This is a genomic window from Streptomyces lacaronensis (assembly GCF_047337785.1).
In the GTDB taxonomy this organism is placed as follows: Bacteria; Actinomycetota; Actinomycetes; order Streptomycetales; family Streptomycetaceae; genus Streptomyces; species Streptomyces lycopersici.
Map to the genome: position 1 here is coordinate 8,773,568 of NZ_JBLHDK010000003.1, position 20,442 is coordinate 8,794,009.

A 20,442-nucleotide genomic window follows, 5' to 3' on the forward strand; every position below is an offset into this window, starting at 1 on the left:
GCCGAAGGGGCTCGTACGCGCAGGTGGACGGGAGTGGGCCGGTGGCGGAGCAGGCGGTCGACACCGAGGGGGAGCCGGCGGCCCCAGGGAAGCGGCAGCCGCCGCCCACCGCGTCCGCTTCAGCCGCCTCGTCCGCCCCCGGTCGTTCGCCGGAATCCACCGGCCGCCCGCCGGAATCCGCCCCCGGCCGTCCGCCCAAAGATGAGACATCATCCTCCGACATCCCGCCGCGGCAACGGCGCTCCACCGCGGACGCCCAGGACGGCGGGGTGTGGAGCGGCGCCACCCGGGCCGTGCTGTTCGCGGCGGCCGCCTCCGTGGGGCGGGGGTTCGCCGGGCGGCGGCGGGAGCTGCTCTCGCTGCGGGCCGACATCGAGCGCGCGGGCTTGGACACCATCGCCGGTCGTAAGGCCGCCCGCAGCCGGGTCCTGCTGATCGCGGGCCGCCCCGGCTGGGGCCGTACGGCGCTGGCCGAGGAGCTCGTCCGGCGGCTCGTCGACGACTACCCCGACGGGGTGCTGAGCGCCCGGCTGACGACCTCAGCCGGCGATCACGTGCCCACCGAGCGCACCGCCCGTGAGCTGCTGGGACGGCTCGGCGTGACCGCCCCGCCGGGGGCGGACGAGGACGATCTGAGCGAGGCGCTGCGCGAGGCGCTCGACGGCAAGCGGGTGCTGCTGCTGCTCGACGACGTGGCCGGGGCCGAGCAGGTGGAGGCGCTGCTGCCCGACGAGCCAGACTGCCTGGTGGTCGCCGTCTCGCGCGGGCCGCTGACCGGGGTGCCGGATGTGCGTCCGTGCACGGTGGGCGGGCTGGATGTGAGCGCGGCGGTCGGGCTGCTGGCGCAGTACACCGGCCCCACCCGGATCACCTGCGACCCGGTGGCCGCGCAGTCCCTGGTCGAGGAGTGCGCGGGCCAGCCCGCGGCGCTCGTCCTGGTCGGCGGCTGGCTCGCCGCCCGCCCCCAGGCGTCGGTGGCCGACGCCCTGGCCCGGCTGCGCGAGCTTCCGCCGGACGAGGGCGACCACGACCACGGCGCCCGCCCGCTGACCCGCGCCTTCCGGCTGGCCTACGCCGCGCTGCCGTCCGCCGCCGCCCGGATGCTGCGGCTGCTGGTGCTGGCGCCCGGCGGATCGGCCGACGCCCAGATCGCCTCCGCGCTGGCCGGCTGCTCGGTGGCGGACGGCGAGGCGGCGCTGGAGGGCTTCGCCGCGTACGGGATGCTGCGCCCGCGCGGCACCGGCCGCTACCTGGTGCCCGGCTGTCTCGATCCGCTGCTGCGGGAGCGGCTGGCGGCCGAGGAGCGCCCGGCGGAGGTGGAGCTGGCGCGGGCGCGGATGCTGGAGCGCGCCGTACGGCAGCTGCACGCCTGCCGGCTGGCCGCCGAGCCCGCCGGGTCCCCGGGCCGGAAGAAGCTGGCCGGGATGCCGAAGCCGCTGCGGTTTTCGTCGTCGGGGGAGGCGGCCGGCTGGCTGGAGGAGCGGCTGCCCACGCTGATCGAGGCCGCCCGTCTTGCCGTCGAGACCGGTCAGCTCGACACCCTGGCATGGCGGTTGGTGGCCGCGCTGACCCACGCCCTGACCGCCCACCGGGGCTTCGAGGGCGCGGCGGTGGAGCTGTACGGGCTGCATCAGCTGATGCTCGACGTGGCCCGGCGCCGCGATCTGCCGGTGGAGCGGGCGGCCGCGCTGCTGAACCTCGGCGATCTGGACGGCGGGGCGGGCCGGGTGGACAAGGCCCTCGCCCGCTACAAGAGCGCGCTGGAGGCCGCCCGCGCCTCGGGTGATCCGTATACGACCGGCCGTGCGCTGGAGTCGATCGGCGCCACGTACCAGGCGCTGGAGGATTGGCACCGGGCGGCCGACTGGTTCGGACGCGCCCTGGAGCTGCGGCTGAGCCGCCGCGACACGCCCGCGGCGGCCCGGCTGTACGCACGGCTCGGCACCGTCCACGGCTACGTCGGGCGGTGGGGCGAGGCGCTGCGCGACTGGCGTGCCGCCGCGGCCGCCTGCCGCCGGGCGGACGACCGGCCTGGGTACGCCCGGGCGCTCAGCGGTGCCGCGGACGCCCAGGAGCGCTCGGGGCGGCCGAGGGAGGCGCTGCGCACCTGGGCGGAGACCGCCTCGGCCGCCCGGACCTGCGGTGACACCGGGCTGCATGCCGAGCTGGCGCGCCATGCGGCGGACGCGATGGACCGGCTCGGCGGGGACCCCTCGGTGGCGCGGTCGCTGCGGCGCACCGCCCGGAGGATCGAGGCGGGCGAAGCGGAAGACACCGGTCCGTCACCTCAAGGTGGAGTCTGAAACCCTGTCGACCTACGAAATCAGTAGTGGTCTTCCAAAAGATTGATGCATTGCAAGGCTAGACAGCATGAGGTCCTTCATTAGACTGGCTGTACCGCGATTGTTGCGGTCGTCTCCGGCATGCGGACGCGCGTGACGGTTTGCCTGTCTATGGTCGATGGTGTATCGGCCCATGGCCGGCTATGGCGATATGTCCCTTTTCCCCCATTCAAGGACCGTGATCGACGTGAAGGTCGGCATCCCCCGCGAGGTCAAGAACAACGAGTTCCGTGTGGCCATCACCCCCGCCGGTGTGCACGAGCTGGTCCGAGGCGGCCATGAGGTCGTCATCGAGCGGAGTGCGGGCCTCGGCTCGTCCATCACGGACGAGGAGTACACCGCCGCCGGTGCGCATATCCTCGGCACCGCCGACGAGGTCTGGGCCACGGCCGACCTGCTGCTGAAGGTCAAGGAGCCCATCGCGGAGGAGTACCACCGGCTGCGCAAGGGCCAGACGCTCTTCACCTATCTGCACCTGGCCGCCTCCCGGGCCTGCACCGACGCGCTGCTGGAGTCGGGCACCACCGCCATCGCCTACGAGACGGTCGAGACCGCGAACCGCGCCCTGCCGCTGCTCGCGCCGATGTCCGAGGTCGCGGGCCGGATCGCGCCGCAGGTCGGCGCGTACCACCTGATGCGCTCGGCCGGCGGCCGCGGTGTGCTGCCCGGCGGGGTGCCGGGTGTGGCCGCCGGGCGGGCCGTCGTCATCGGCGGTGGCGTCTCCGGGTGGAACGCCGCCCAGATCGCCATCGGCATGGGCTTCCACGTCACCCTGCTCGACAAGGACATCAACAAGCTGCGCGAGGCCGACCGGATCTTCGGCAACCGGGTGCAGACCATCGCCTCCAACGCCTATGAGCTGGAGAAGGCCGTCCTCGAGGCCGACCTGGTCATCGGCGCGGTGCTCATCCCGGGCGCCAAGGCGCCCAAGCTGGTCACCAACGAGCTGGTGTCCCGGATGAAGCCGGGAAGTGTCCTTGTCGACATCGCGATCGACCAGGGCGGCTGCTTCGAGGACTCCCGCCCCACCACCCACGCCGAGCCGACCTTCGAGGTCCACAACTCGGTCTTCTACTGTGTGGCCAACATGCCCGGCGCGGTGCCGAACACCTCCACCCACGCGCTCACCAACGCCACGCTCCCGTACATCGTGGAGCTGGCCAACCGCGGCTGGCGGGACGCGCTGCGCCGGGACGCCGCGCTGGCCAAGGGGCTCAACACCCATGAGGGTCAGGTCGTCTACGGTCCGGTCGCCGAGGCCCATGAGCTGCCCGTCGTCGAACTGGGCTCGCTGATCGGCTGAATGGCGCCCGGAGTTCACCGGCCCCGGCCGCCGGGGCCCGTCAATCCCGGTTGCCGGACGGTCAACCCCGGCCGTCAACCACATGTCAACACCGGGCATCCGGCCGGGTCTTGTCGAAGGACGAGGCCCGGCCGAAGGTGTGTCCGCTGTGCCCCGTATCGCCTGCGGACCACCGCTCGGCCAACTCGCCCTAAATGCAACTATTCAGACGCTTTATGTGGTGGTGAAATCTCCGCGGCACCGTTCACACGCCCTTGACATCGGGGTGTTCGATTGCCGACACATCGTGCCGTGTCCGGTGGATTGTGTTGCTGCGGACCGGTGACACGCCATAGAGTCGCCAACCGTCGGCATGGTGTCACGCTGACCTATAGAGAAATTTCCTGGTCACCAAGGAGGTAGGACGACTTGTGAATGAGTCGACATTTTCTCCCGGGGGTGGTCAACCAGGACCGGCTGCGCGGGGCCAGGGCCCCTCGGGGCTCGAGGCTGTCGGCTCCGTCGCTGTCCGTACCTTCGCAACCCGCCAGAGCCCGACGACAGCCCACCAGAGCCACAGCATGGACGGCCATCACGTGAACGCCATGGCCGGCGACCAGGGGGGCACGGATCCCGCCCGCTTCGCCGACTACGACGACCTCCCCGACGGGCACTTCTACGACCCGGACGCGGAGTACGAGCCAGACCCCGAATACGCGGCCACGCTCGCGCCCGACGCTGCCCGCCAGCGCCGCGAGCGGATCGGCCCCACCGGGCGCCCGCTGCCGTACTTCCCGATCCCCGGGCCGCTGACCGACCACGGTCCCGCGAAGATCATCGCGATGTGCAACCAGAAGGGCGGGGTCGGAAAGACCACCTCCACCATCAACCTGGGCGCGGCCCTGGCCGAGTACGGCCGCAGGGTCCTGCTCGTCGACTTCGACCCGCAGGGCGCCCTGTCGGTCGGCCTCGGGGTCAACCCGATGGAGCTCGACCTCACGGTCTACAACCTGCTCATGGAGCGGGGCATGTCGGCCGACGAGGTGCTGCTGAAGACGGCCGTGCCCAACATGGACCTGTTGCCCAGCAATATCGACTTGTCGGCCGCCGAGGTGCAGCTGGTGAGCGAGGTCGCCCGGGAGTCGACCCTCCAGCGCGCGCTCAAGCCGCTGATGGCCGACTACGACTACATCGTCATCGACTGTCAGCCCTCGCTCGGTCTGCTCACCGTCAACGCGCTGACCGCCGCGCACAAGGTGATCGTGCCGCTGGAGTGCGAGTTCTTCGCGCTGCGCGGTGTGGCGTTGCTCACGGAGACGATCGAGAAGGTCCAGGAGCGGCTCAACCCCGACCTGGAGCTGGACGGCATCCTCGCCACGATGTACGACTCGCGCACCGTGCACAGCCGTGAAGTCCTCGCCCGCGTGGTCGAGGCGTTCGACGATCACGTCTACCACACGGTCATCGGCCGTACGGTCCGCTTCCCCGAGACCACGGTCGCGGGCGAGCCGATCACCACGTACGCGTCCAACTCCGTCGGTGCCGCCGCCTATCGCCAGCTCGCCAGGGAGGTGCTCGCCCGGTGTCACGCCGAGTGAGTCTGCCGGGAGCCGACGAACTGTTCCGCACCACGGGAGGGATGGGCCTCCAGTCCTCCGCTCCCGCCGCCGGGCGCCGCCAGGCGAACGGCGAGGGCCCCCGGGTACCCCCGCCCGCCGCCGAACCCGACGCGGGCGCCGAGCCGCGCGAAGGGCAGGAGCGGCGCGCGGACGGTGAGCAGTCCGGCTCGGGCGAACACACGGGACGGGACACGGCCTCCCAGGACGCGGTCGGCGAGCGGCGCCCCGCCGCGGGGGACCGGCCCAAGGCCCGCCAGGCCCAGGGCGGTTCGGCCGCGGCCGAGCAGAACGGCCCGGCCCGCCGCCGCGCCCGTACGCCGAACCGAAGGCCCAGTGGGCGCGAGCGCCACGACGAGAAGATCACGGTCTATGTCTCCGCCGAGGAGCTGATGGACCTCGAGCACGCGCGTCTGGTGCTCCGCGGCGAGCACGGGCTCGCCGTCGACCGCGGCCGGATCGTCCGCGAGGCGGTCGCGGTCGTCCTCGCCGACCTCGAGTCGCGCGGCGACGCGAGCATCCTGGTGCGCCGCCTCCGCGGCCGTTGACCGGGCCGGGCGATAGCCTGCCCGGTCGTACGGGCTGCCCCGCCCGGCCCTGAGCACCCTGGACCGCGATGCCGACGAACGACACCCCCGCCCCGCCGCCCCGCCCCTCTCGCCGCTCCCTCGGCCGGGGGCCCGGTACGGCGCCGGCAGGGACGGGCCCGGACCGGTCCACCGCGCCCACGCAGCACCGCGACGCGCCGTCCCCCGCCCTGGACGCCCCGGCCCCGCAGGCGGAAACCGCCGCAGAGGAGCGCTCCGCCCCGCCCACGGCGCCGCGCGAGCCCACCGCGCCCTCGGCGGCCGGAGAGACGCGGGACGGCGCCCACGCGGCGCCTGAGGCCCCTTCTGAGCCGTCCGCCGTGCCGGAGGCGCGCGACGAGGCGTCTGCCGTGGCAGAGGCGGAGGGCGAGCCGGAGCCGGTCCACGCACGGGCCGGCCTCGACGTGGTGGCCCCTGCGGGCGGGCACGGCGGTGAGGCGGCCGGGGCCGGGAACGGCGGGGCCGGCGCGAGCGGTGGGACCGAGGCCGGTAGCGGGGCCGACGCGGGCGACGGGGCCCAGGCGAGCAGCGGGGCTGACGCCAGTGGCGGGACCGAGGCGAGCGGTGGGGGCGGTCAGGGCGAGGCGCGAGCCGAGGACGGCGGTCATCGGTTCACCGTGCGGCTGGACAACTTCGAGGGGCCCTTCGACCTCCTCCTCCAGCTGATCTCCAAGCACAAGCTGGACGTCACCGAGGTCGCCCTCTCCAAGGTCACCGACGAGTTCATGGCCCATATCCGCGCCATGGGGCCGGACTGGGACCTCGACCAGACCACCGAGTTCCTCGTCGTCGCGGCGACCCTGCTGGATCTCAAGGCGGCCCGGCTGCTGCCCGCCGCCGAAGTCGAGGACGAGGCGGACCTGGCACTGCTGGAGGCGCGCGATCTGCTCTTCGCCCGGCTGCTCCAGTACCGCGCGTACAAACAGATCGCGGACATCTTCAACGACCGGCTGACCGCCGAGGCCGCCCGTCACCCCCGTACCGTCGGCCTGGAGCCGCACCACGCCGAGCTGCTCCCCGACGTCGTCATCAGCATCGGCCCCGAGGGCTTCGCCAAGCTGGCCGTCAAGGCGATGCAGCCCAAGCCCAAGCCGCAGGTCTACGTCGACCACATCCACGCCCCGCTGGTCAGCGTCCGTGAGCAGGCCGAGGTGGTGGTCGCGCGGCTGCGGGAGCTGGGGGAGGCGACCTTCGCCGCGCTCACCGAGGACGCTCCCGACGTCCTTACGGTCGTCGCGCGCTTCCTGGCCCTCCTGGAGCTCTACCGCGAGCGCGCGATCCTCCTGGACCAGCCGGAGGCGCTGGGGTCGCTCATGGTCCGCTGGACGGGCGAGGCGGGTGAGCGGCCACTGGTCACCGACGAGTTCGACCAGGAGGCCGAGCCCCGTAAGGAGCCCGAGCAGGAGACGGCCACGCCCGATAAGGAGAAGGAGGAGGTAGCGAGTTGAGCGAGCAGCGGACACCCGCCGGGCTCTCCGAGGTCGCCGAGCTGGACCTCAAGCCCGCCCTGGAGGCGGTCCTCATGGTCGTCGACGAGCCCGCCACCGAGGAGAACCTCGCCAAGGTCCTCCAGCGGCCGCGCCGCGCCGTCGCGGACGCGCTGCGCGAGCTGGCCGACGAGTACGCGACCCAGGGCCGGGGCTTCGAGCTGCGGCTGGTCGCGGGCGGCTGGCGCTACTACACGCGCCCGGCCTACGCCGCCGCCGTCGAGGGGTTCGTCCTGGACGGCCAGCAGGCGCGGCTCACCCAGGCCGCTTTGGAAACCCTCGCGGTGGTCGCGTACCGTCAGCCGGTCAGCCGTTCCCGCGTCTCGGCCGTCCGCGGCGTCAACTGCGATGGCGTGATGCGGACCCTCCTCCAGCGGGGCCTGGTCGAGGAGGCGGGCACGGAACCCGAAACAGGTGCGATCCTGTACAGGACGACGAACTACTTCCTGGAGCGGATGGGCCTGCGGGGGCTGGACGAGCTCCCGGAGCTCGCGCCGTTCCTCCCCGAGGCGGACGCGGTCGAGGGCGAGTCCCAGGAGGGCGTGCCGTCGTTCGACCCGGACGCCATGGACGGCGATGACGCGCAGGACGACGCAGAACGCACGACGACGTAGAACACCGAGCCGACAGCGGCCACTCTCAGACGGAAACTTGATGCGAAGCAGCGGCAGGAACAGCAGGGGCAGCGGTAGCGGCGGCAAGAACTACCGAGGCGCGGGGAACAGGCGCGACGAGCAGCAGCAGCGCGCCGGCCGCCCCCGCCCCGAGGAGCGCCGCTACGACGTGGGCGGCGGGCCCAAGGCGGGCCCCAAGGGCTCCCAGGGCGGCCCCAAGGGCTCTCAAGGGTCTCAGGGCGGCTCCAGGACGGGCTCGCAGGGTTCTCAGGGCTCTCAGGGTGGCGGCCCCAGTGGCGGCCCCAAGGATGGCGGCCCCAGGGGCGGTGGCCCCAAGGGCGGTGGCGGCGGTCGTGGCCGCAAGCCCGGCCCGGCCCGTCCGCGCGAGTACGAGGCGCAGATAGAGGAGCGCAACCGCGCCCGCCACGACAAGCCGCGGGTCAAGATGCCCAAGACCTTCGGCGAGCAGGAGGGCGAGCGGCTCCAGAAGGTGCTCGCCCGCGCCGGTATGGGCTCGCGCCGCGCCTGTGAGGAGCTGATCGACCAGGCCCGGGTCGAGGTCAACGGCAAGATCGTGACCGAGCAGGGGCTGCGCGTCGACCCCGAGAAGGACGAGATCAAGGTCGACGGGCTGACCGTGGCCACCCAGTCGTACCTCTTCTTCGCGCTGAACAAGCCCGCCGGTGTCGTCTCCACCATGGAGGACCCCGACGGCCGCCAGTGCCTGGGCGACTATGTGACCAACCGCGAGACCCGGCTCTTCCACGTCGGCCGCCTCGACACCGAGACCGAGGGCATCATCCTGCTCACCAACCACGGTGAGCTGGCCCACCGCCTCACCCACCCCCGCTACGGCGTGCGGAAGACCTATCTCGCCGCCATCCAGGGCCCGCTCCCGCGCGACCTGGGCAAACGGCTCAAGAGCGGCATCGAACTCGAGGACGGCTACGCCCGTGCCGACCACTTCCGGGTGGTGCAGAACACCGGCAAGAACTATCTGGTCGAGGTGAGCCTGCACGAGGGCCGCAAGCACATCGTGCGGCGGATGCTCGCCGAGGCCGGCTTCCCGGTCGACAAGCTGGTGCGGACGGCCTTCGGCCCGATCGCGCTCGGCGACCAGAAGTCCGGCTGGCTGCGCCGGCTGACCAACACCGAGGTCGGCATGCTCATGCGCGAGGTCGAGCTCTGATACGGACCCGGCGCCGCTGACGGCCCCGGCCGTCGGCGGGCCGCCGCGTCTCGCCCAGCGGTCGCCCCGGGAGCCTGTCCGACCCGCTCGTTACGCTGATCGGGAGCGCGGCCGGACACCGCGGCCGCGCCCGACGCACGACGCACGACAGGCACAGCACGCACAGGGGAGCGAGACGTGGCGGTACGAGCGGTCCGCGGGGCCGTCCAGCTGGACCGGGACGAGCCGGAGCACATGCATGAGCGGGTCTCCGCGCTGCTGACCGCCATCCTGGAGCGGAACACCCTCGACCCCGACGACCTGATCAGCGTGTGGTTCACCGCCACCCCCGATCTGCACAGCGACTTCCCGGCGGTCGCCGCCCGCAAGCTGGGCATCACCGACGTACCGCTGATCTGCGCCCAGGAGCTGGACATACAAGGGGCCATGCCCCGCGTCGTCCGCATCCTGGCGCATGTCGAGACCCCCCTGTCCAAGTCCGACGTCTCCCATGTCTACCTGGGCGCCGCCGGCTCCCTCCGCAAGGACATCGCCCAATGAGAACCGCCCTCGTCATCGGCACCGGCCTGATCGGCACCTCCGCCGCGCTGGCCCTGGCCGGCCGTGGCGTCCAGGTGTACCTCGCCGACCACGACGAGGCCCAGGCCCGGACCGCCGAGGCGCGCGGCGCCGGGACTCAAGGCCAGCCCGAGGGGCCCGTGGACCTGGCGATCGTCGCCGTGCCCCCGGCGTACGTGGCGGCGACGGTGGCCGATGTGCTGCGCCGCGGGCTGGCCCGCGGCGTCCTGGACGTCGCGAGCGTCAAGGGCGGCCCGCGCCGTGAGCTGGAGGCCCTGCGCTGCGACCTGACCCGCTACATCGGCACGCATCCGATGGCGGGCCGGGAGCGCTCCGGGCCGCTGGCCGCCACCGCCGACCTCTTCGAGGGACGGCCCTGGGTGCTCACGCCCACCGGCGGTACCGACACCGAGGTGCTCAACCTCGCGCTCGAGCTGGTCGCGCTGTGCCGGGCGGTGCCCGTGGTGATGGAGGACGAGGCCCACGACCGGGCGGTGGCGCTCGTCTCGCACACCCCCCACCTGCTGTCCAGCATGGTCGCCGCGCGGCTCCAGGACGCCGATGAGACGGCGGTGCGGCTGTGCGGGCAGGGCATCCGCGACGTCACCAGGATCGCGGCCTCCGACCCCGCCATGTGGATCGACATCCTGTCCGCCAACCCCGGCCCGGTGGCCGATGTGCTCGCCGCCGTCGCCGCCGACCTGGACGAGACGGTGCGGGCGCTGCGCGCGCTCCAGTCCGCCGACGAGGCCAAGCGCGGTGACGGCGCGGCCGGGATCGAGGACGTGCTGCGCCGGGGCAACGCCGGGCGCGAGCGGGTGCCGGGCAAGCACGGCGCCGCCTCGGCCGTCTATGAGACCGTGACGGTGCTCATCGGCGACCAGCCGGGCGAGCTGGCCCGGATCTTCGCCGACGCGGGCCGGGCGGGTGTCAACATCGAGGACGTCCGGATCGAGCACGCCACCGGGCAGCAGGCCGGTCTGATCCAGCTGGTGGTCGAGCCCTCGGCGGCCCCGGGGCTCACCCAGGCCCTGCGGGAGCGGGGATGGTCCATCCGGCAGTAGCGGCGGATCGGACCGCCCACGGCCCCGGCCCCGGGGCCGTCCCCCAGCGGTGCGAAGCCGCCCGGGGGAAGCCAGTAACCTTGTCCGAGGCTCACATGGCCCGTTCAACTCAGCCCCGTGCACACGAAAGGTGTCTGTCACCGTGGAAACCGCCGCCCGGACCGCCCCGGCCGCAGTGATTGTCGCGATCGACGGCCCCGCAGGCACGGGCAAGTCCAGTACCTCGAAGGCCGTCGCCGCCAAGCTGGGCCTGGGCTACCTGGACACCGGCGCCCAGTACCGGGCGATCACCTGGTGGATGGTGGCCAACGGCATCGACGTCGAGGACGCCGTGGCCGTGGCCGACGCCGCGGGCAAGCCCGCCATCGTCTCCGGTACCGACCCGGCCAACCCGACGATCACCGTCGACGGCACCGATGTCTCCGGGCCGATCCGCACCCAGGAGGTCACCTCGCGGGTCAGCGCGGTCAGCGCGGTGCCCGAGGTGCGGACCGTGATCACCGAGCTCCAGCGGACCATCGCCGCCGAGGCGCCGCGCGGCATCGTGGTCGAGGGCCGGGACATCGGCACCACGGTCCTCCCGGACGCCGACCTCAAGATCTTCCTGACCGCCTCCCCGGAGGTCCGGGCGGCCCGCCGCAGCGGTGAGCTGAAGGGCAAGGAGGCCAGTGACCTGGCCGCCACCCAGGCCGCGCTGGCCAAGCGGGACGCCCTGGACTCCGGCCGCAAGACCTCGCCGCTGGCCAAGGCGGACGACGCGGTCGAGGTGGACACCTCCGAGCTCACCCTCGACCAGGTCATCGAGTGCGTGGTCACCCTCGTCGAGGAGAAGCGGACGGTCGCGTGAGCACCACCGACGGGACACTTCCCAGCGCGGCCGGGGCCGCCGTGGGGCGGCGGATCGGCATCGGTCTGATGTACGGGCTGTGGCGGCCGCGGGTGCTGGGCGCGTGGCGGATCCCGTCCGCCGGGCCCGTGATCCTCGCGGGGAACCACTCCCACAACATCGACGGCCCGATGCTGATCGGCACCTCGCCGCGGCCGGTGCACTTCCTGGTCAAGAAGGAGGCGTTCATCGGCCCGCTGGACCCGTTCCTGCGCGGTATCGGGCAGCTGAAGGTGGACCGTACGAGCGCCGACCGTACCGCGATCGGCCAGGCCCTGGGGGTGCTGGAGCGCGGCGGGGTGCTGGGGATCTTCCCCGAGGGCACCCGGGGCGACGGCGACTTCGCCTCGCTGCGCTCGGGGCTCGCGTACTTCGCGGTGCGTTCCGGCGCGCCGATCGTGCCGGTGGCGGTGTTCGGCACCGCCACCCCGCGCGACGACGGCCGGTCCAGGCCGCTGCCCCGGCTGCGCAGCAGGATCGACGTGGTGTTCGGCGACCCGTTCGAGGCGGGGGACGGCAGCGGCAGGCGGACGCGGGCGGCCCTGGACCAGGCCACCGAGCGCATCCAGAAGCGGCTGGGCACGCATCTGGGCACTGCCAGGCGGCTCACCGGCCGCCCGGAACAGACATAGACCCGCGAGCCCCCAGGGGCGGTGCGCGGTACTGAGGGACGACGAGGAAATCTTCATGAACGACCAGATCCACAGCGGCGGCGACGAGCACGGGGAGCTTGGCGACGCCGAGTACGCGGAGTTCATGGAGCTCGCCGCGCAAGAGGGCTTCGACCCGGCGGAGGTCGAGGACGACCTCGCCGCGGCGGGGCATGGCCCGCTGCCGGTGCTGGCCGTCGTCGGCCGCCCCAACGTCGGCAAGTCCACCCTGGTGAACCGGATCCTCGGCCGCCGGGAGGCGGTCGTGGAGGACCGCCCCGGCGTCACCCGCGACCGGGTGACCTACGAGGCCGAGTGGTCCGGCCGCCGCTTCAAGGTGGTCGACACCGGCGGCTGGGAGCAGGACGTGCTGGGCATCGACGCGTCCGTGGCCGCCCAGGCCGAGTTCGCGATCGAGGCCGCCGACGCGGTGGTCTTCGTCGTGGACGCCACGGTGGGCGCCACTGACACCGACGAGGCCGTGGTCAAGCTGTTGCGCCGGGCCGGAAAGCCCGTGGTGCTGTGCGCCAACAAGGTCGACGGGCCCAGCGGCGAGGCCGATGCCGCGATGCTGTGGTCGCTGGGCCTCGGCGAGCCGTACGCGGTCTCCGCGCTGCACGGCCGCGGCACCGGCGACATGCTCGACGCGGTCCTGGAGGCGCTGCCCGAGGCCCCGGCCCAGACCTTCGGGACGACGATCGGCGGACCGCGCCGGATCGCCCTGATCGGCCGTCCGAACGTGGGCAAGTCCTCGCTGCTCAACAAGGTCGCGGGCGAGGAGCGGGTGGTCGTCAACGAGGTGGCGGGCACCACCCGCGACCCGGTCGACGAGATGATCGAACTCGGCGGCGTCACCTGGAAGTTCGTCGACACCGCCGGTATCCGCCGCCGGGTCCACCTCCAGGAGGGCGCCGACTACTACGCCTCGCTGCGCACCGCGGCCGCCGTGGAGAAGGCGGAGGTCGCGGTCGTACTGATCGATGCCAGCGAGTCCATCAGCGTCCAGGACCAGCGGATCATCTCGATGGCCGTCGAGGCCGGGCGCGCGCTCGTCATCGCCTACAACAAGTGGGACACCCTGGACGAGGAGCGCCGCTACTACCTCGAGCGCGAGATCGAGACGGAGCTGGTGCAGATCCAGTGGGCGCCGCGGGTCAATGTCTCGGCCCGCACCGGCCGCCATATGGAGAAGCTGGTCCCGGCGATCGAGACGGCGCTGGCCGGCTGGGAGACCCGCGTCCCGACCGGGCGGCTCAACTCCTTCCTCGGCGAGATCGTCGCCTCCCATCCGCATCCGATCCGGGGCGGCAAGCAGCCGCGGATCCTCTTCGGGACGCAGGCCGGGACCCGGCCGCCACGGTTCGTGCTCTTCGCCTCGGGCTTCCTGGAGGCGGGCTACCGCCGCTTCATCGAGCGGCGGCTGCGCGAGGAGTTCGGCTTCGAGGGGACGCCGTTGCAGATCTCGGTGCGGGTGCGCGAGAAGCGCGGCCGTAAGAAGTAGCGGGGACGCGGCCGAAGGGCAGAGCGGGGACGCGGTCGCGGGACGGAGCGGCGGCCGCGCCGGGGGGGCTCATGCCGCCCCGGCCCCCGGCGCCGCGTCAGTACGCGTGCCCCGGCTCCTCGCCCCGGCCGGGCGGGAGCGCGGGGAGATAGCCGCGGTAGTACAGCTCGTCGGTGTGCCAGGCCCCGCCGTGGTCGTCCGGGCGGCCGTAGCCGCTGACGAGGCCCCGGGGCTGGCCGATGGCGGCGAACGCCACGAACTCCATGTTCTCCTCGTCCGAGCGGTCACCGGGCAGCGCCCGGAACAGCCTGCGGTACTCCGCGTACAACGCGTCGTAGATCGGCGTGGTGGAGTGGCGCCAGGGATCGTACGCCGCCTCCAGCGCGGGGCGCATGGCCGGAATGCAGCCGTATGAGGGGGAACGGTGGGAGAGGTCGTATGCGTGCACGTATGTGCCAACGACCCGGCCGCCCGTCGGATGCGGCATCGGTGGCGAATGGGCTGCCCACCAAGGATCGGTGAGGTCCGGGGGCAAGTCCGGGGGCGAGCCCGGGACGGCGGCGGCCATGGCGGTCATGTGCCCGCGAGCGGCATCGAAGCGCCGACCAGAGCGCCGCGCGCGGCGGCCCGGTCCAGCGCCGCGCGCAGTTGGTCCTCGCGCGGCTGGGTGCCGATCGTGCCCGCGGCCGCGGCGTAGACCAGCACCTTCTGGGAGCGGCCGAGGGCGCTCCGCCAGCCCTCGCTCAGCGGCATCGGGCTGTGCGCCTGCCACCAGGCCACCGGGCGGCCGCCGCCCGGTGCCGGCATCAGCACCGCGTGCAGCCGTCCCATGGCCAGCAGCACCGACCAGCCGGGGTTGGGCGCGGGCGGCCGGCCCAGGTCGACCACCGGGGCGAACCCCTGCTCGCTGAGGAGCTGGAGGAATTCATCGCCGTGGCCGGTCGAACCGGGGCGGATGATCGGCGCGGTCGGCTCCACCACCAGCGCCGCGCACGCCTCCTGACCGACCAGCACCACCCCGCTGGTCACACCGAGCACCGCCTGCTGCGGCACCGGCACCTGCCCGGACGGCTCCGGGGTGGGGGACACGGCGACGGGCGACACCGGTGACGGGACCGGGGCGGGCGACGGGGCCGGTGCCGGGGCCGCCGGGCCGGGGAAGTACGACGTGGCAGCGTGTGCCGCGGCCGGTACGGGCGGCGCGTGCGAGGCCTCGGCGGTCGGCGGCGCGCTGTCCTCACCCGTGATGGACCGCACCGCACCGCGCAACTGGTCCTCCGAGACCGGGACGACCTGGGAGGGCACGCAGGTGGCGTGCGCGAAGGCCAGCACCGCCGTCTCCTGCCCGACGAAGAGCACGGTGCTGGTCCGCTCCTGCTCGGTGTTGCCGGGGGTGCGGCAGGACGTGCAGTCGTAAGCGCCCGGGGCGTTGTCCCCGGCGAGCAGCCGGTCGGCTTCTTCGTCGCCGATCTCGGCGCGTACGTCATCGCTGACGTCGAGCATGCGCGGCACGGGTGGCTCCTCGGTCTCGGTGGGTGGGCCGAGTGGTTCCCGGCTCATACGTAGACAACGGGCCATACGGGGCGGGGGTCACGCGCCCGGCCACCCCGCGGTCTGATGCACCATCGGGCGGAAAAGTTCCCCCGACTCCCTACCGATTTCACATCTGTTGGAGCACAAGAAGGTGATGAAACCCAACCCTGTGCCACTTTTCACGGTCTTACACCGTGGTAGGCGGACGACACACCCGTCCGCGGGGAAGCAGTGGGATACGGGGTCGGATGCACATCTCTTTCCTTATTCACAACGCGTACGGGATCGGCGGGACGATCCGGACCACGTACAACCTCGCCCGCACCCTGGGGGAGCAGCACGATGTGGAGATCGTGTCGGTCTTCCGCCACCGCGACCAGCCGATCTTCGACCCCGGTCCGCGGGTGCGGCTCAGCCATCTCGTGGACCTCCGGAAGAGCAGCCCGTCCTACGACGGCGGCGACCCTGACCACGGTCGCCCGGCGCAGGTCTTCCCCGTGACCGAGGGCCGCTACAAGCAGTACAGCGGGCTCACCGACCGCCGTATCGCGGATCATCTGCGCACGCTCGAGGCCGATATCGTCGTCGGAACCCGGCCCGGGCTCAATGTCCACATCGCCCGGGAGGCCCGCCGCGGTCCGGTACGGGTCGGCCAGGAGCATTTAACGCTCAGCACCCACTCCAAGGGACTGAAGCGGGCCCTGCGCGCCGTCTACCCCCGACTGGACGCGGTGACCACCGTGACCGAGGCCGACGCCCGGACCTACCGCGGCCAGATGCGGCTGCCCGGCGTACGGATCGAGGCGGTCCCCAACAGCGTGCCCGCGCCCGGTCTGGAGCCCGCCGACGGCACCGGCAAGTGGGTGGTCGCGGCCGGCCGGCTGGCCCCGGTGAAACGCTACGACCTGCTCATACACGCCTTCGCGAAGGTCAGCGAGGCCCGCCCCGACTGGCGGCTGCGGATCTACGGCGGCGGCGCCCAGCACGCCAAGCTGCGCGCCCTCATCGACAGGCTCGGCCTCTACAACAACGTCTTCCTGATGGGCCCGGCCAATCCGCTCGACCCCGAGTGGGCCAAGGGCTCCATAGCCGCCGTCACCTCCAGCCTGGAGTCGTTCGGCATGACCATCGTGGAGGCCATGCGCTGCGGCCTTCCCGTGGTGTCCACCGACTGCCCGCACGGGCCCGCGGAGATCATCGACAACGGTGTGGACGGCCGTCTCGTGCCCACCGGCGACACCGACGCCATCGCCGCCGCGCTGCTCGACCTCATCAACGACGACGAGCTGCGTCAGCAGATGGGGCAGGCCGCGTTGAAGGACTCGGCCCGCTTCGACCCCTCGCGGGTGGCCGGGCGCTACGAGACGCTGTTCTCCGAGCTGATCGGCCGCAGCGGCCTGCGGGGTTCCCTGCACCGCGCCCGTGGCTCCCTGATCGGCGGCGCGTTCGCCGCCAAGGACTCCCTGCGGAAGGTGCGTGTCGCATGAGTGCACCAGCACAGGCAACGCAGCACGTCGAGGAGGACAGAATGAGTGAGGCCGCCGAGGCCGCCCCGGCCCGCGCCGACTGCGTGGCGGACTCCGCCGGTGGGCTCACCTTCCACATCGCCGACTGGGCCCGCCCGACCCCGGGCGGCCACGACGACTGGAGTGGTGCGCTCGTGCTGATCCGCCGGGGCCGGAGGGACGCCCCCGACGGGGAGGTACGGCTGCCGCTGGGCCCCACCGCGGACGGCGGGCTCCAGGCCGCCCTGCCCAGCACCGTCGCCCTGCCAGAGGGCCGCTGGGACGTCCATGTGGCCTACCGGGACGCCGAGCCGCGGCGGCTCGCCCCGGGCCTGAACGATCTGCGCTCGCTCGTGGACCGCCGCCCCGGCCCGAGCACCTCCCCGCTGTCCGTCCGCATCCCGTACGCCACCAAGCACGGCAACCTCTCCCTGCGCAGCTGGCGGCGGGCGCCCCACGCCGAGGCCGGGGAGATCCGGCTGGAGGACGACACGATGGCGGTGCGGGGGCGGCTCTACCGAGTCGCGTACCCGTCCGAGTGGCTCGCCGACGCGGTGGTCGAGGCCCGCTGCCGCGGGGGCGAGGCCCCGGTGCGCACCGCGCCGCTGGAGGTGGACGGTCCGGACTTCTCCTTCACGCTCTCCTATGCCGAGCTCGCGCGCACCTGGGGCGGCGACGCGGACGTCTGGGACCTGTGGCTGCGCCCGGCGGACCGGACCATGGCCCCGGCGCGGCTCGCCCGGATCCTGGACGATGTCGCGGACAAGAAGGAGATCTTCACCTATCCGCCGCGCACGGTGGCCGGCCGACGCGGTGAGGCACTGGCCCGGCCGTACTACACCGGGGACAACGATCTCGCGGTGCGGATCGAGGCGCTCGTCTGAGCCCGGGAGCCTGAGAGCGAACCGAGGACAGCCTTGCGGACGAAGACTGTCCTCGATCGGTGGCAGACTCGGCCGCATGCTGGAGACCTCGGCCCGACTGCTCCGCCTGCTCTCCCTGTTGCAGGCCCACCGCGAATGGTCCGGCGCGGACCTCGCCGACCGGCTCGGGGTCACCCCGCGCACCGTGCGCCGCGATGTCGACCGGCTGCGCGAGCTCGGCTATCCCGTGCACTCGGCGCCGGGCACCGGCGGTGGCTATCAGCTCGGCGCCGGCGCCCAGCTGCCGCCGCTGCTGCTGGACGACGAGGAGGCGGTGGCGGTCGCGGTGCGGCTGCGCCAGGCGACCGGCGGCGGGGTCGAGGGCATCGAGGAGACCTCGGTGCGGGCCCTGGCCAAGCTGGAGCAGGTGCTGCCGGAGCGGCTGCGCCGCCGGGTGGGCGCGCTGACCGCCTTCACCGTGCCGCTGTCCGGCTGGAGCAGCGGTCCCGGGGTGGACCCCGGGGTGCTGACCGAGCTGGCCGCCGCCTGCCGGGACTGCCATCAGCTGCGCTTCGAGTACCGCGACCACGGCGGTGCGGTCACCCGCCGCACGGTCGAACCGCACCGGCTGGTCGCCGCGCAGCGCCGCTGGTATCTGGTGGCCTGGGATGTGGAACGGGCCGACTGGCGTACGTACCGGGTCGACCGGATCACCCCGACCCCGCCGCACGGCCCCCGCTTCACCCCGCGCCGCCCGCCCGCCGACGACATCGCAGCCTATGTGGCCCGGGGCATCACCACCTCCGTCTACGCGCAGCGGGCCACCGTGCTGCTGCGGGTGCCCGCCGAGCGGGCGGCCGAGCGTTTCACGCCCACGGTGGGGGTGCTGGAGGCCGTGGACGAGCACAGCTGTCTGCTGCACACCGGTGCCCACAGCCTCGATGCGCTGGTGATTCATATCGGCTTGAGCGGCTTCGACTTCGAGGTGCGCGAGCCGGTGGAGCTGAACGATCGCATCCGGGAGCTCAGGAATCGGTTGGATCGGGCCCTGGGCTGACCGAGCCCCGCGGCTTCGGCCGCTGGTCCCTCTCCTGCGTCGGGCTCGCCACCTCGGGATGGTTCAGATCGAAGGCCGGCGACTCGGAGCGGATCCGGGGGAGCGTGGTGAAGTTGTGCCGGGGCGGGGGACAGGAGGTCGCCCACTCCAGGGAGCGGCCGTACCCCCAGGGGTCGTCGACCTCCACCTTCTTGCCGTATTTGGCCGTCCTCCAGACGTTGTAGAGGAACGGCAGGGTCGACATGCCGAGCAGGAAGGAGCCGATCGTGGAGAGGGTGTTGAGCGCGGTGAAGCCGTCCGCCGCCAGATAGTCGGCGTAGCGGCGCGGCATCCCCTCCACGCCCAGCCAGTGCTGCACCAGGAAGGTGGTGTGGAAGCCGGTGAACAGCGTCCAGAAGTGGATCTTGGCCAGCCGCTCGTCCAGCAGCTTCCCGGTGAACTTGGGCCACCAGAAGTAGAACCCGGCGAACATCGCGAAGACGACCGTCCCGAAGACCACGTAGTGGAAGTGGCCCACGACGAAGTAGGTGTCCGTGACATGGAAGTCCAGCGGTGGTGAGGCCAGGATGACGCCGGTGAGCCCCCCGAAGAGGAAGCTCACCAGGAACCCGACCGCCCACAGCATCGGCGCCTCCAGGGACACCGAGCCGCCCAGCATGGTGCCGATCCAGTTGAAGAACTTCACCCCGGTCGGCACCGCGATCAGAAACGACATCAGGGAGAAGAAGGGCAGCAGAACCGATCCGGTGGCGAACATGTGATGGGCCCAGACCACCATCGACAGCCCGGTGATGGCCATGGTCGCGCCGATCAGCGTCACATAGCCGAAGATCGGCTTGCGCGAGAAGACCGGGATGATCTCGGAGATGATGCCGAAGAACGGCAGCGCGATGATGTAGACCTCGGGATGGCCGAAGAACCAGAAGAGATGCTGCCACAGCAGCGGCCCGCCGTACCGGGGATCGAAGACCACCGCTCCGAACCGCCGGTCCGCCTCCAGCGCCAGCAGCGCCGCCGCCAGCACCGGGAACGCCATCAGGATCATGATCGAGGTGAAGAGGGTGTTCCAGGTGAAGATCGGCATCCGGAACATCGTCATGCCCGGCGCGCGCATCGCCATGATGGTGGTCAGGAAGTTCACCGCGCCCAGGATCGTCCCGAACCCCGACAGTGCCAGCCCCATGATCCACATATCGGCGCCGATCCCGGGGGAGCGGATCGGGCTGTTGAGCGGGGCATAGGCGGTCCAGCCGAAGTCCGCGGCGCCCCCCGGCACCAGCAGACCGGTCACCACGATCAGGCCGCCGAACAGATACAGCCAGTACGACAGCATGTTGAGGCGCGGGAAGGCCACATCGGGCGCGCCGATCTGCAGCGGCATGATCTCGTTGGCGAACCCCGCGAACGCCGGGGTCGCGAACAGCAGCAGCATGATCGTGCCATGCAGGGTGAACGCCTGGTTGAACTCCTCCTGCGAGACGATCTGGAGGCCCGGACGGGCCAGCTCGGCGCGCATCACCAGCGCCAGCACGCCGCCGATCAGGAAGAAGCCGAACGACGAGATCAGATACAGATGCCCGATCTTCTTGTGGTCGGTGGTGGTGAGCCAGTCCACCAGCACGCTGCCCTGCCGCGTCTCCCGTACCGGACCGGCGGTCCGCGCGGTCTCTGTCGCCATCGGGATTCCTCCGTGTCCTGCGCGGGTTAC

17 protein-coding genes and 1 pseudogene are annotated in these 20,442 nt (G+C 72.4%); 15 read left to right on the forward strand and 3 right to left on the reverse strand.

What is annotated here, in order from left to right; all coding sequences use genetic code 11:
* The first annotated feature begins 41 nt into the window (after window positions 1–41).
* From ACMTAK_RS37805 to der, 12 genes are all read left to right on the forward strand, one after another.
* Complete coding sequence (locus ACMTAK_RS37805; RefSeq protein WP_413810317.1) at window positions 42–2,303, forward strand: tetratricopeptide repeat protein; 2,262 nt, start codon at window positions 42–44, stop codon at window positions 2,301–2,303.
* A 226-nt stretch (window positions 2,304–2,529) separates the two neighbouring features.
* Entirely contained in the window at window positions 2,530–3,645 is a 1,116-nt protein-coding gene (ald, locus tag ACMTAK_RS37810) for an alanine dehydrogenase (RefSeq protein WP_413813118.1), read from the forward strand.
* A 560-nt stretch (window positions 3,646–4,205) separates the two neighbouring features.
* Window positions 4,206–5,222, forward strand: a complete 1,017-nt coding sequence (locus ACMTAK_RS37815; protein WP_020872375.1) for a ParA family protein — start codon at window positions 4,206–4,208, stop codon at window positions 5,220–5,222.
* On the forward strand, window positions 5,207–5,788 hold the full coding sequence (locus ACMTAK_RS37820; protein WP_413810318.1) for a hypothetical protein: 582 nt from the start codon (window positions 5,207–5,209) through the stop codon (window positions 5,786–5,788). Before ACMTAK_RS37815 ends, ACMTAK_RS37820 begins: the two co-directional genes overlap by 16 nt.
* A 68-nt stretch (window positions 5,789–5,856) precedes the next feature.
* On the forward strand, window positions 5,857–7,275 hold the full coding sequence (locus ACMTAK_RS37825) for a segregation and condensation protein A (protein ID WP_413810319.1): 1,419 nt from the start codon (window positions 5,857–5,859) through the stop codon (window positions 7,273–7,275).
* Window positions 7,272–7,928 carry an SMC-Scp complex subunit ScpB gene (gene scpB, locus ACMTAK_RS37830; protein WP_413810320.1) on the forward strand — a complete coding sequence of 219 codons (657 nt, stop codon included), beginning with the start codon at window positions 7,272–7,274 and terminating at the stop codon, window positions 7,926–7,928. Before ACMTAK_RS37825 ends, scpB begins: the two co-directional genes overlap by 4 nt.
* Window positions 7,929–7,968: 40 nt before the next feature.
* Window positions 7,969–9,117: a pseudouridine synthase gene (locus tag ACMTAK_RS37835; RefSeq protein WP_413810321.1), complete on the forward strand. Its 1,149-nt coding sequence runs from the start codon at window positions 7,969–7,971 to the stop codon at window positions 9,115–9,117.
* Window positions 9,118–9,294: 177 nt separating this feature from the next.
* A complete protein-coding gene (aroH, locus tag ACMTAK_RS37840; protein ID WP_413810322.1) occupies window positions 9,295–9,657 on the forward strand; it encodes a chorismate mutase in 363 nt (120 codons plus the stop codon).
* Complete coding sequence (locus ACMTAK_RS37845) at window positions 9,654–10,739, forward strand: prephenate dehydrogenase (protein ID WP_413810323.1); 1,086 nt, start codon at window positions 9,654–9,656, stop codon at window positions 10,737–10,739. The genes aroH and ACMTAK_RS37845 overlap by 4 nt, the downstream gene beginning before the upstream one ends.
* Window positions 10,740–10,881: 142 nt before the next feature.
* Window positions 10,882–11,586, forward strand: a complete 705-nt coding sequence (gene cmk / locus ACMTAK_RS37850) for a (d)CMP kinase (RefSeq protein WP_413810324.1) — start codon at window positions 10,882–10,884, stop codon at window positions 11,584–11,586.
* Window positions 11,583–12,257, forward strand: a complete 675-nt coding sequence (locus ACMTAK_RS37855) for a lysophospholipid acyltransferase family protein (RefSeq protein WP_413810325.1) — start codon at window positions 11,583–11,585, stop codon at window positions 12,255–12,257. The genes cmk and ACMTAK_RS37855 overlap by 4 nt, the downstream gene beginning before the upstream one ends.
* A 55-nt stretch (window positions 12,258–12,312) precedes the next feature.
* Window positions 12,313–13,776 carry a ribosome biogenesis GTPase Der gene (gene der, locus ACMTAK_RS37860; protein ID WP_413810326.1) on the forward strand — a complete coding sequence of 488 codons (1,464 nt, stop codon included), beginning with the start codon at window positions 12,313–12,315 and terminating at the stop codon, window positions 13,774–13,776.
* Window positions 13,777–13,873: 97 nt separating this feature from the next.
* On the opposite strand, the gene ACMTAK_RS37865 is transcribed toward der, so the two are convergent.
* Complete coding sequence (locus ACMTAK_RS37865) at window positions 13,874–14,170, reverse strand: hypothetical protein (protein WP_413810327.1); 297 nt, start codon at window positions 14,168–14,170, stop codon at window positions 13,874–13,876.
* A gap of 179 nt (window positions 14,171–14,349) precedes the next feature.
* Window positions 14,350–15,279, reverse strand: coding sequence for a hypothetical protein (locus ACMTAK_RS37870; protein ID WP_413813119.1), 930 nt, complete (start codon window positions 15,277–15,279; stop codon window positions 14,350–14,352).
* 278 nt (window positions 15,280–15,557) lie between these two features.
* On the opposite strand from ACMTAK_RS37870, the gene ACMTAK_RS37875 reads away from it, so the two are divergent.
* The 3 genes and pseudogenes from ACMTAK_RS37875 to ACMTAK_RS37885 form a co-directional block, all read left to right on the forward strand.
* Entirely contained in the window at window positions 15,558–16,796 is a 1,239-nt protein-coding gene (locus tag ACMTAK_RS37875; RefSeq protein WP_413810328.1) for a glycosyltransferase family 4 protein, read from the forward strand.
* Window positions 16,797–16,837: 41 nt separating this feature from the next.
* On the forward strand, window positions 16,838–17,698 hold the full coding sequence (locus tag ACMTAK_RS37880) for a hypothetical protein (RefSeq protein ID WP_413813120.1): 861 nt from the start codon (window positions 16,838–16,840) through the stop codon (window positions 17,696–17,698).
* 76 nt (window positions 17,699–17,774) lie between these two features.
* Window positions 17,775–18,731: pseudogene (locus ACMTAK_RS37885) on the forward strand (helix-turn-helix transcriptional regulator); the annotation flags it as partial.
* On the opposite strand, the gene ctaD reads toward ACMTAK_RS37885, so the two are convergent.
* On the reverse strand, window positions 18,703–20,412 hold the full coding sequence (gene ctaD, locus ACMTAK_RS37890; protein WP_413810329.1) for an aa3-type cytochrome oxidase subunit I: 1,710 nt from the start codon (window positions 20,410–20,412) through the stop codon (window positions 18,703–18,705). The pseudogene ACMTAK_RS37885 and the gene ctaD overlap by 29 nt on opposite strands.
* Window positions 20,413–20,442: the final 30 nt, after the last annotated feature.

Excerpts from the sequence above, each read along its gene's own strand:
- ACMTAK_RS37875 (WP_413810328.1), top strand. The coding sequence starts at position 15,558 with ATGCACATCTCTTTCCTTATTCACAACGCGTACGGGATCGGCGGGACG.
- ACMTAK_RS37815 (WP_020872375.1), top strand. The coding sequence starts at position 4,206 with ATGGACGGCCATCACGTGAACGCCATGGCCGGCGACCAGGGGGGCACG.
- ctaD (WP_413810329.1), bottom strand. The coding sequence starts at position 20,412 with ATGGCGACAGAGACCGCGCGGACCGCCGGTCCGGTACGGGAGACGCGG.
- der (WP_413810326.1), top strand. The coding sequence starts at position 12,313 with ATGAACGACCAGATCCACAGCGGCGGCGACGAGCACGGGGAGCTTGGC.
- ACMTAK_RS37845 (WP_413810323.1), top strand. The coding sequence starts at position 9,654 with ATGAGAACCGCCCTCGTCATCGGCACCGGCCTGATCGGCACCTCCGCC.
- ACMTAK_RS37835 (WP_413810321.1), top strand. The coding sequence starts at position 7,969 with ATGCGAAGCAGCGGCAGGAACAGCAGGGGCAGCGGTAGCGGCGGCAAG.
- ACMTAK_RS37825 (WP_413810319.1), top strand. The coding sequence starts at position 5,857 with ATGCCGACGAACGACACCCCCGCCCCGCCGCCCCGCCCCTCTCGCCGC.
- ACMTAK_RS37880 (WP_413813120.1), top strand. The coding sequence starts at position 16,838 with ATGAGTGAGGCCGCCGAGGCCGCCCCGGCCCGCGCCGACTGCGTGGCG.
- ACMTAK_RS37865 (WP_413810327.1), bottom strand. The coding sequence starts at position 14,170 with ATGCGCCCCGCGCTGGAGGCGGCGTACGATCCCTGGCGCCACTCCACC.
- ACMTAK_RS37870 (WP_413813119.1), bottom strand. The coding sequence starts at position 15,279 with ATGCTCGACGTCAGCGATGACGTACGCGCCGAGATCGGCGACGAAGAA.